Genomic DNA, 11,532 nt, shown 5'->3' with positions numbered 1-11,532 from the left:
AGCCGAAGAAGATGCCCTGCGGCATCGGAGCAGCACACGACTCGGGGCCGCGCCCCGGATGTCACGGCGAAAACCGTCACACCCGGGGGCACGGCCCCGAAGTACCTGCCGACTCAGACCGTCCCGGTGGTGTCCCCACCCGGAGCGGCCTCGGCCTTACGGCTCCGATGACGGCGCGCCAACAGGTAGAGCAGCCCGGCGTTGACCGCCAGAGCAGCCGCCAACAGGCCGTCCTTCACCCCGAAACCGGCGCGAGAAGCAGCCACCTGCGACGGGTTCGGCGCCGCCGTCTGCTGCGACACCGCCGCCTTCGGCGGAGCCGTGATCTTCGGCCCGGTGTTGCAGCCACCGACCACCACGTTCAGCGTCATCGGAGCAGCCAGTTCCTTGCCCTGCTTCGTCTTCACCGAATGTGTCAAGGTCAGCCGGTACTCACCAGGCTTGGTGAACACCCACGAACCCACCTGGCGGGCGTTGAGCGGCAGGGCGTAGGACGTCGTACCGCCGACCGTGTCGAACAGACGCTGGCCGACACCGCCACCGAACGGGCCAGGCAGGAAATGAGCCACCTGCCCCGGACCCTGAGCAGCCGTCAAGGTCACCGTCACCGGGCCGGCGGCCTCCTTCATCAGGCTCTCGTGCTGGCTGTTCTCCCCGATCAGCGGCACGCCCTCCTCAGGGGTGGCGCCCATCGTCCACACGTTCTCCCCGGATTTGGCGATGAACTCCATGCCCTCGGGTGCCTTGTGCCGGGCTTTGTCGCCCAGCCCGAACACCATGGACGTCGGGGAAACCAATTTGGGTTGAGCATTGCGGGAGTCCTTGATCATCGGCAGCAACGCCTGCGCGTCGAGCCGTTGGGTGATGTCGAAGTTCCCGCTCGTGGCCACGCCAGAAGGCATACCCGTGGCGCCCGGCTTGCTGCAGACCCCGTCGAGGATCGGCGTCGGGTCGACCTCCACCGGCTCACCCGGCTGAGGCGGTTCACCGATCGGGGTGACGATCGGCGGCAATCCCAGATCGTTGCCCAACGGCGGGAGAGGAGCGGCCCATCCGCCCCAACCGCCGGGCGTGTTCACGGGCAGTGCGTCCGGGAGCGGACCCACCGGTGCCTCTCCCCGTGCGCCGCCCCGCGCCGACGGAGCCGTCGAGGCCCCCGCCGATCCGCCCACGACGAAGGTGTAGGTGGCAGTGCGGCTGGACATCCCGGACGAGGTCGCCCGAGCTGTCAGCGTGTACGTCCCCGGAGCGGAGAACAACCAGTTGGCATGCTCCAGAGCTGGTTTGGACAGGTGGAAGGTGCCCGGAAGTGCCATTCCCCGGTGGGTGAGCACACTGACCGGTTTGCGCTCACTGTTCGTCCGGAACAGCGACACCCGACCCGGACCGCTCACCGACATCTCGATGTCCGTGGCGCCCAACCCGGTTCCTTCCAGAGCGGAGGTATTCCACCCCAGCTGGATCAGCTTCTGATCGCCACTGGCCGGCAGCACATAAGCCCTCGTACCGGCCTCCGGGAAACCCGGGGGAACCTGACGGAGAGCGTTGTCCCCCACCAGGATGCGAACATCCTCCGGGGTGCGGACCACGCCACGGCCGGTGATGTGCTCACGAACCGCCAGGTCGAGAGCGCCCTGACCCTTCCGCACGTAGAACAGGTCGGCGACACCCCGGTTCAAGGTGACCTTCCCCTGAACCGGCGTCGACGGACGACCCGGTGCCGAAGTCACCGGATTCGACGGTGACGGCACCGGATTCGACGTCGCAGGCGGATTCGGGGTACCCGGCGGGGTCGTCGCCGGTGGGGTCGAGGCCGGTGCCTCCACCACCCACGTGTACGTCACCGCACGGCTCGTGACCTTCTTACCGTCCTTGACCGCGCTGGCCTGCACCGTCATGGTGTACGTCCCGGCCTTGGTGAACACCCAGTTGGCGACCCCGCGGCCGGTCTTCCCGACCTGCAAGGTGCCGGGCAGGGCGTACCCCTCGGCGAGGACCCGCTGAGGCGAAGACCCTCCGGTGTACAGCGCCACCCCGCCGGGGTTCTTCCCCATGGTGAACTTCAGATCCACCTCGGTGAACCCGGCAGCCTGCGCCTGAGCGGCATTCCAGGACGGACGCAACAGTCCGGAAGTGCTCTTCTCCGGAAGGAGATATCCGGCACCGCCCTTCACGACCGCCTCCGGCAGACCGGTGCGATGCGCCTGAGGTTTCACGTGGAACACGACCTTGCCCGGGTCGTGGCTGACACGCTGCGCACCGGAACCCGTCGCCGAGCCGAGCTGAAGGACACCGTCCTTCACCATGACATCGAAGACGTCCACGTCGCCCTGGTCGATCTTCTTGCCCGCGGGCGCAGCCGTGGCCGTCGTAGCCTCCTCCGCCTCCGAGTCCGGCGAGGAAGCCGCCGACGTCGGAACCGCAGCCGGAGCGGCCGGAGCAGCCGCGGACGTCCCCGCGCCGGAACCCGCACCAGTCAGGGCAGCACCGGTCGGTTTCGCCGGAGCAGCCGGCTTCGGCGCAGCGGTCGGTTTCACCGGCGCCGCCGTCCGAGCCGGAGCCGACGGAGCAGCCGAGGACGGCACCGGGGCAGCCGGCTTCGACGTCGACGAGGACGCCCCAGCCGACGCGCCCGGAGCCGACGGAGTGGCTTCCGCCGCAGCCGCGTACGGCGCCAGACCGGCCGGGAAGGCCAGGACCACACCGCAGCAACCGGCCAACACCATGGAGAGACGAGAACGGCCGTGCACGGCCGCCACCGCTCCCCGCCCACCGCGTGCACCGGTCACCCGGACACCTGGAGCCCAGGGCTCGTTCATGGAGTCCCGCCCGTGTCACCCGCGACCGAGCTCTTCCGGCTGCGCCGGAAGAGCAGGAAACCCGCAGCCAGAGCCGCACCGCCGATGCCGAGCATCGACAGGATCGGACCGCCGGTGTACGGCAGCTCACCACCGGGGAAACCCGGGATGCCAGGAGAGCTGTCACCCGCCGGAGCACCCGGGAAAGCAGGATGACCCGGAGTGACGGGAACCGCCGGGGAAACCGGCTCGCCCGGGCTCGCCGGAATCCCCGGGGACGCCGGAGTTCCCGGAGAAGCCGGCAGTCCGGGAGGAGCCGGCAGCACCGGAGCAGCGGGCATCCCGGAGTTCACCGGGACACTCGGCACGACCGGGACGACCGGGACCTCGTCGGCCGCCGGAGCAGCCTGCGCACCGACCTCGATGTTCTCCTCCGTGGCCGTTTCCGGTGTGCTCGGCGCCGGTGTGCTCGGCGCCGGAGCCGCCTTGCCGCCGCCCGCCTTGATGGCGTCCTGGCCGACGAGGACCTTCAACACCTGCGTTCCACTGTCCAGGTCACGGCCGTCCTTGGACTTCGCCGTGTACCGGACCGACAGGTCGTAGGAACCGGCCTCGGTGAACACCCAACCGGTGTTGGTGCGGGCTGCCTTGTCGATCGCGACCTCACGCACCCCCGCCCCCGTGTCGATCTGCACGGTCGGTTTCTTGGTCGCCGCGTCCAAGGTGAACAACTTCACCTCGCCGGGGCCCGCCGTCTTCTCCAGGTGCAGACGAACCGGCCCGGACAAGGCCGCGAAATCGACCTTCTCCGTCGAGTAACCCGGCCACACCACGCCCGGACGCTGCGCCGGTGGGGTGACGAAAGCCGACGAACCCTTGTCGCCCAGGAAGCTCCACTCGGCGCCCCCGAACTCGGCGCCACGCACCGACTTGGCGCTGTCGCGCACGCCCAGGATCACTTCACCCAGCGGGCGGCCGGCAGCGGAATCACCGTCGGTCACCGACAGGGTCAGACGATCCCCGTCCTGCCCGGCCTGCAGGTTCACCTTGCCCTCGGTCACCAGGCGGCGCTGGCCAGGAGCCTGCCGCTGTTGCTGCTGCTCCTGACCCTTCGGCAGTGCGCCCTGGCCGTCGACGACGACCGGGTCCTGAGCAGGCTGCGTGGGACCGTCCGTGGCGTCACCGACCGGGGCCTCGATCACCACGTCGTCCGGGGCGGTGCTCTGCCCGCCCCTGTTGTTCTGCCCGCCCGGCGTGGACGGCGTTTGTGTCGCCGGTGCGGAAGGAGCCGGTTTCGGAGTCACCGGGGTCTGCTTCGGCGGGGCCGTCCTGGTCTGCTGAGCGACCTGGCGTTTCAGGTCGTCCTGCCCGGCCAGTACGCCGCGCGCGGAGTACTTCTTCGCCGGGTCGAAATCGCCGGTCAAGAGCACCCGTGAGGATTTCGCCGCCGCCCCGTCCTTCGAGGCCAAGGGCGAGAACTCGAAGACCATCCGGGTGTGGGCGGCAGCCGCCGCGTCCACGACGGTGTGTTCCCAGACGCCGTCGGCGACATCCTTCTTCCACGACGCGGCGGCTTTCTCCTCACCCGCCTTGTAGCTGTTCAACGTCCCGGCACCGCGCAGTGCGCGGTCGGCGAAGGCGATCTTCACCTGAACGGTCCGTGCGTCCTTGCCGGGGGTGAAGGTCACGGTGAACGGTGTGGCCGCCGTCTCGGTCTTCGGGGAGGGAGCGGCATCCTGGGCGTGCACGACCACCGACGGCGCGCCATGAGCGGCGGCGACTGAGGGGGCCAGGCCGGTCACGGCCAGGAGTGGCGTCGCCAGGCATAACGTCACCAGGTGACGTCGCCGCGACGGCGCTCCCCCGAGGAGGGATTTCATGCGAAGCCTTTCCGATAGAGGGGCTGAGGAAGATCAGTGAGGCATCTCGGGTCGGATCAGGTCATGGGTGTACACCCTTCCGCCGGTCACCGCTGTCACGGGGAGAAGCACGACGCGCCTGGTCGAAGGCATCGACGATGCCTTCCGGCGGGGCCATACGCTCTGGCCTCATCTTCTGCTCCTGCCACCACATTCACTCCGGCGGTCCCGATGCCGCAGACGGGCGAAATGCCTGCGGGCAGACCATATCCGGCTTCAGTGCGCCCGATGGCGGATAGGTCCCCACAAGAGGACATCACTACACCTGGGCCGGAACGCCCTCCAGCATGACAGCAGACGGGCGTTCCGGCCAGGGAAAACAGATCGCGGACACCGAAATGACATCTCAGGTCGCGGCATCCTCCAACCGGAGGAACTCCAGATGCCCCTCGTACTGGTCCAGGACGTCATGAATGAGCTGGCCGCGGTTGTACCCCATCACGTCGTACTCCTGCCCGCCATTGGCCAGATGCACCTCCAGGCGTGCATAAGCACTGCGTCCCTTCATCATCCGACCGCCGTACGCCGGCACCGGCGCCTGGTCGAGTTCCACCCGGTACACGAACGGATGGTCCCCGGCCCCGGACGTCCGCAAGTCGACGAAGCCCTCACCGGCCTCCACCTCCGCCGGCTGGCCTCGCAGCACGAACTCGGCGGCGACCGCACGCAGCGCCGGCTCCACCACCCGGGCCAGGTAACGGTCGGCGTCGACGACATCGGTCAACTCCATCGCCCGGGCCAAGCGTGCCTTCCACGCCGAGGCGCTCATGTCCTGCTGGCCCGCAGCCGCCGACGCGCCACCCGGCAGCGGCGCCCGCACCGGCAACACCGGCGGGAAACGGTGCCTGCGAGCCTGCGCCTGACGGCCTTCCACCTGAAGCGCCCGGTGAAGACCCACCATCACCAGCACCATCACCACGGCGAAAGGCAATCCCATCACCACGGTGGCCTTCTGCAAGGTGGAGATGCCGCCGACGAACAACATCGCGATGGTCAACACCCCGGTCACCGCGGCCCAGACGATCCGCAGCCAGGGCTTGCCGTCGTCATAGGGCGAGGCCAACCGGGAGCTGAGATTCGCCATGACCAGGGCGCCCGAATCGGCCGAGGTCACGTAGAACAGCAGACCCACGAAGGTCGCCACCCCGACCAGGAAGGTCGGCGCCGGGTACTGCTGCAGGAGGGTGTAGAAACCCTGCTCGGGTTTCGCCGCCGCCAATGCCGCGAAAGCGCTGTCACCGCTACGGATCCGCTCGATCGCCGAATTCCCGAAGATCGACACCCACATCACGATGTAACTGAACGGGAGCACCATCGTCCCGGCGACGAACTGACGGATCGTCCGCCCCTGGCTGATCCGGGCGAGGAAGAGCCCGACGAAACTGGCCCAGGCGATCCACCACGCCCAGAAGAACAAGGTCCACGAGGACATCCACTCGGTGGGCTGGTCGTAGGCGAAGGTCTGCGCGCTCATCCCCGGGAAGGCGACCACGAACCCGCCGATGTTCTGCACCAACGCGTTCAACAGGAACTGGGAGTTCCCCGTGACCAACACCCAGGCCGCCAGCCCGATCGCCAACAGGACGTTCATCTGGCTGAGCACCCGGATGCCCTTGTCGACACCGGTGGTCGCCGACACCGCCGCCATCACGACGGCGACGACGACCAGGGCCGCCTGGGCGGGCAACCCCTGGGGGACACCGAACAGGATCTCCAGACCCACGTTGAGGAAGACCACCCCGATGCCCAGGGACGCGGCGACACCGAAGATGGTGCCCAGGACAGCGGCCACGTCGACCACATGCCCCAACGGGCCGTCCATCCGGGAACCGAAGACCGGGACCAGCGCGGACCGGACGGCCAACGGCTGGTGACGGCGGTAGGCGAAATAGCCCAGGGCCATGCCCATCAGGCAGTACATCCCCCACCCGGTGATCCCGTAGTGGAAGAGCGTCCACACCGGGGCCTGCTCGGCGGCCTCCAGGGTGCTGCCCGCGCCCCGGGGCGGGGTCAGATATTGGGTGACCGGTTCGGCCACCGAGAAGAACATGAGGTCGGTGCCGATACCTGCGGCGAAGAGCATCGCCGCCCAGGAGAAGGTGGAGAACTCCGGCCGGGCATGGTCAGGGCCCAGTTTGATACGGCCGTAACGGGAGACACCCAGCAGGATCACGAAGGCCACCACGGCCGTGCCCAGCAGGATGTAGAACCAACCGAAGGCGCCCGCCGTGGCGTTGACCAGGTCGGTGATGATCCGGCCGGTGGTCTCCGGGGCGATGATCGCCGCCCCGGCGACGGCGAGGACACCGATGATGGACCCGGCGAAGACGACCGGGTTCACCCGATTTTCTGACGCGATATCGCTGTCGGCGGAAGGTTTTCCGCCCTGTGTGCGGCCCCCGTCGACCGGGGCGGCACTCTGGTCGAGCGCCACCCCGGTCGTGGGCGAGCCACTCACGCCTTCGCTCCGGCCTCCCGCGGGGTCGTCGCATCGGGGACGGCCGAGGACTCCCGCGCTAGCCGGACGCTCGCCGCGGAGGGCAGCTCGGTACGGGCGTCCCAGGAGTTGTTGCGCGGGTCACCGGCCGGGTAGAGCGGCATCCCCTCGCCGTGACGGTAGAAGGGCGCCTCGATCGCGGGCAAGGGCGTATTGCCCATGATCAGGTCGGCGGCCTTCTCCGCGACCATCATCACCGGGGCGTAGATATTGCCGTTGGTGACATAGGGGAAGACCGAGGCGTCCACGACGCGCAGCCCGTCCACCCCGTGGACCTTCATCGAGGCCGGGTCGACGACGGACATCTGGTCGACGCCCATCTTCGCCGTACACGAAGGGTGCAGCGCCGTCTCGGCGTCCTGCGCGACCCAGTCGAGGATCTGTTCGTCGGTCTCCACCTCGTGTCCGGGGGAGATCTCCCCGCCGCTGAAGGCCGCGAAGGCCGGCTGTTCGAGGATGTCCCGGGCCGCGCGCACCATCTCGACCCATTCACGGCGGTCGTTCTCCGTGGACAGGTAGTTGAACTGGATCGCCGGGTGTTCGAACGGATCGGTCGAGCGGATCTTCAAGGTGCCCCGGCAGTCGGAGTACATCGGGCCGATGTGCACCTGGTAGCCGTGTTCACTGGCCGGTTGCGAACCGTCGTACCGGATCGCGATCGGCAGGAAGTGGAACATCAGGTTCGGGTAGGCGACGTCGTCGTTGCTGCGGATGAAACCGCCGGCCTCGAAGTGGTTCGAGGCGCCGACCCCGGTGCGACCGAAGAGCCATTGGGCGCCGATCATCGGTTTGTACTTGTGCGCCAGATAGGGCGCGATCGACACCGGCTGGGTCGCGGCGTGCTGGATGTACACCTCGAGGTGGTCCTGCATGTTCGCGCCCACACCGGGCAGGTCGACGACCGGTTCGATGCCCAGTTTCGACAGTTCGTCGGCGTGGCCGATCCCGGCGAGCTGCAACAGCTGCGGGGAGTTGAACGCGCCGCCGCACAGGATGATCTCGCCGGCCAGTGCCGTCCGTTTGAAGCGGCCCGCGCGGACGTAGTCGACCCCGATGACCCGGTTGCGGTGCATCCGCAGCCCGGTCACCTGGGAGAGGGTCTCCACGACGAGGTTGCTGCGGTTCCGCACCGGGTGGAGGTAGGCGCGGGAGGCGGAGAGCCGGCGTCCGCGGTGGACGTTCCGGTCGAACTTGGCGAAGCCTTCCTGCCGGTAACCGTTGACGTCGTCGGTCAGGGGGTACCCGGCCTGTTGGACGGCCTCGAAGAAGGCGCCGAACAGGGGCGTGGTGGCCGGGCCTCGTTCGAGGACGAGCGGGCCGGATCCGCCGCGCCAGGAGTCGGCCCCGGCGAGGCAGTTCTCCATGCGTTTGAAGTAGGGCAGGCAGTGGGCGTAGTCCCAGTCCTGCATCCCGGCGTCCTTGGACCACCGTTCGTAGTCCATCGGGTTGCCCCGCTGGAAGATCATGCCGTTGATGCTGGACGAGCCGCCGAGCACTTTGCCGCGCGCATGGTAGACGCGTCGCCCGTTCATGTGGGGCTCCGGCTCGGACTCGTACTTCCAGTCGTAGAAGCGGCTGCCGATGGGGAAGGGCAGCGCGGCAGGCATGTGGATGAAGGGGTCGAGTTTGCTGTCGTTCCGGCCGGCCTCGATGACGAGCACGCTGATGCCCGAGTCACTGCTGAGGCGGTTGGCGAGGGCGGAACCGGCGGAACCGCCGCCGACGATGATGTAGTCGTACTGGGTCATGCTCATCCGTGGTGCTCTCTCTCGTCGTCCTTGGTGTTGATGGCGGCGGGGTCGGCATTGGCCGGTGTGCTCTTGGGGACCGGGCTGAGCGGGATCGGCAGGTCGGCGAGATTGGCCACGACCGGGATGTCGACCAGGCTGGTGACGACGGGCATGTCGACCCGGCTGGTGGTGGTGGCCGAGTCGACGAGGATCGACCGTCCGGCTTTCCCGGTGAAGGCGTCGGCTACGGCCGGGGTGACCTTGACGTCGGCTTTCTCCTGTTCCGGTGGCGTCGGCGTCGGCGTCGGCGTCGGGGCAGTTTCTGCGGTGGGTTCCTCCGCGGTGGGCCCGTCCTGGTCGGTTCCGGTCGGCGCGGCCGGGTCCGGGTGCTGTGTCTTCTCCGGCGCGGGGGTGTCCGTGTCGTCTTCGGTGGTCTGTTCTGCTCCGGTTTCCGGTTCCGGCGCGGGTTCCGGCGCGGGGGCCGGTTCGGGCGACGGTTCGGGAGCCGATGTGGACGTCTTGGGTTGTTCGGTGGACGCCTCGGTCTCGGTGGATTCCTGCGGTTCGATGGATTCCTTCGCCTCTTCGGCGGTTTCCTCCGCCCCGGCGGGTTCCTTCGTCTCTTCAGCGAGCTCCGCCGGTTCGACGGGTGCCGATCCGGTGGATGTCCCCGGCTCGGACCGCGTCGGGGAGATCACCGGAAGCGGTTGGGAGAGAGCGGCATCCGACAGCGGAGGTACCGCCAGGGGCTCGATGATGGGCATAGGTCCGGACAGGGGTCCGAGCTCCGGCTCAGGTGCCCGCGTGGGCGTCGGCTCGGCGTCCGGGCTCGGCCCGGTCTTCGACGTCGACTCCGCACCCGGCGTCGACTCCGCAGACGCTGCCGGTACCTCCGGGACGTCGGCGGACGCGGGTGGCGTCGTCTCCGGTGCCACCGGTTCGGGATTCTCGAACCATCCCGCCGGGGCCGGGTCGGTGTTGTGCCAGATGTGCTTGGTCTCCCGGTATTCGTCCAGTCCGGCGAGCCCGAGTTCGCGACCGATCCCCGACTGTTTCATCCCGCCCCACTCGGCCTGCGGGACGTACGGGTGGTAGTCGTTGATCCACACGGTGCCATGGCGCAGACGGCGGGCGACCCGTTCGGCGCGGCCTGCGTTCTCGCTCCACACGGCGCCGGCGAGACCGTAGATGGTGTCATTGGCCAGGGCGACGGCGGCGTCCTCGGCCTCCTGGCGGGTGGCGCCGCTGAAGGTCTCCACGGTGAGTACCGGGCCGAAGGATTCCTCCTGGACGCAGCGCATCCGGGTGTGGCAGCCGTCGAGGACGGTCGGCAGATAGTAGAAGCCGTCCTCGTAACGCGGGCTGTCGGGGCGTTTCCCGCCGACGCGCAGCACCGCTCCTTCGGCGAGCGCGGCCTCGACATAGCGTTCGACCTTCTCGCGATGGGCCGAGCTGATGAGCGGGCCGGTCTCCGCGGCGGATTCGAAGGGTCCGCCCAGACGGATCGCCGCTGCCCGGCGGACGAGCTCGTCGACGACCTGGTCGTGGATCGATTCCTCGACGATGAGCCGGGCTCCGGCGGAGCAGACCTGGCCGGAGTCGAGGAAGACGGCGGTGAGTGCGTTGTCGATGGCGGCGGGCAGGTCGGCGTCGGCGAAGACGACGTTCGGGTTCTTGCCGCCGAGTTCCAGGGCGACCTTCTTCACGGTGCCTGCGGCGGCGGCCATGATGGTCTTCCCGGTGGCCAGTCCGCCGGTGAAGGAGACCAGGTCGACATCGGGTGATTCGACCAGGGCCGCGCCGACGGTGGCTCCGGGGCCGAGGACGAGGTTGGCGACGCCGGCGGGCAGTCCCAGGTCCTCGAGGGCGCGCATCAGCCAGATCGCGCTGGAGGGGGTGAGTTCACTGGGTTTGAGGACGAAGGTGTTGCCTGCGGCGAGCGCGGGGGCGACTTTCCAGGCGGTTTGCAGCAGGGGGTAGTTCCAGGGGGTGATCAGTGCGCAGACGCCGACGGGTTCGTGGACGATGCGGCTGCTGACGTGGGGGTTGCCGGTGTCGACGACTCGTCCGCCGTCGGCTTGGGCGAGGGTCGCGAAGTGGCGGAAGACGGAGATGATGTCGTCCATGTCGAGTTGGGACTCGACGAAGCGTTTCCCGGTGTCGAGGGATTCGAGTTCGGCGACGTGGTCGCGGTCGTGTTCGAGTTGGTCGGCCAGGGCGTGGAGGAGTTGTGCCCGGTCGGTGGAGGTGGCGGCGGCCCATTCATCGTTGTCGAAGGCGCGTCGAGCTGCGGCCACGGCGAGTGCGGCGTCGCGGGCGTCGCCTTCGGCGACCTCGGCTACTTGGCGCCCGTCGGCGGGGCAGTGGATGGTTCGGGTGTCGCCGGATGCGGCTTCCACCCACTGACCATCGATGAAGTGTTCTGTCATGTGGGCTCTTTCGTTGAGCTATCAGGGTTTTGTTCTAAAACCTAGCGAGGCTGGTGACCAGGCGTGTCGAGGTGGCCGCTGTGGGTGCCGGTGCCGGATACGCCCGGGGTTCGCGTCTGAGCCGTGGGGTGGCCAGGCGTTTTCGCGAGGTGGTGGTGG

At 68.6% G+C, this 11,532-nt stretch carries 5 protein-coding genes; all 5 read right to left on the bottom strand.

Going from position 1 to position 11,532, the window contains the following annotated elements; all coding sequences use genetic code 11:
• Positions 1-113: 113 nt before the first annotated feature.
• Positions 114-2,789: a TIGR03773 family transporter-associated surface protein gene (locus tag AUCHE_RS14050; RefSeq protein WP_143115211.1), complete on the bottom strand. Its 2,676-nt coding sequence runs from the start codon at positions 2,787-2,789 to the stop codon at positions 114-116.
• 26 nt (positions 2,790-2,815) lie between these two features.
• Positions 2,816-4,678, bottom strand: a complete 1,863-nt coding sequence (locus AUCHE_RS17325; protein ID WP_006503986.1) for a choice-of-anchor M domain-containing protein — start codon at positions 4,676-4,678, stop codon at positions 2,816-2,818.
• A gap of 385 nt (positions 4,679-5,063) precedes the next feature.
• Positions 5,064-7,175 carry a choline BCCT transporter BetT gene (gene betT, locus AUCHE_RS14040; RefSeq protein ID WP_006503985.1) on the bottom strand — a complete coding sequence of 704 codons (2,112 nt, stop codon included), beginning with the start codon at positions 7,173-7,175 and terminating at the stop codon, positions 5,064-5,066.
• Positions 7,172-8,968, bottom strand: a complete 1,797-nt coding sequence (betA, locus tag AUCHE_RS14035; protein ID WP_006503984.1) for a choline dehydrogenase — start codon at positions 8,966-8,968, stop codon at positions 7,172-7,174. The genes betT and betA overlap by 4 nt, the downstream gene beginning before the upstream one ends.
• Positions 8,965-11,373 carry an aldehyde dehydrogenase family protein gene (locus tag AUCHE_RS17320; RefSeq protein ID WP_006503983.1) on the bottom strand — a complete coding sequence of 803 codons (2,409 nt, stop codon included), beginning with the start codon at positions 11,371-11,373 and terminating at the stop codon, positions 8,965-8,967. The genes betA and AUCHE_RS17320 overlap by 4 nt, the downstream gene beginning before the upstream one ends.
• Positions 11,374-11,532: the final 159 nt, after the last annotated feature.

Source organism: Austwickia chelonae NBRC 105200, assembly GCF_000298175.1.
GTDB classification, from domain to species: Bacteria; Actinomycetota; Actinomycetes; order Actinomycetales; family Dermatophilaceae; genus Austwickia; species Austwickia chelonae.
Note: the sequence above shows the minus strand (reverse complement) of the source record. Positions and strands in the feature narration are given on the sequence as shown.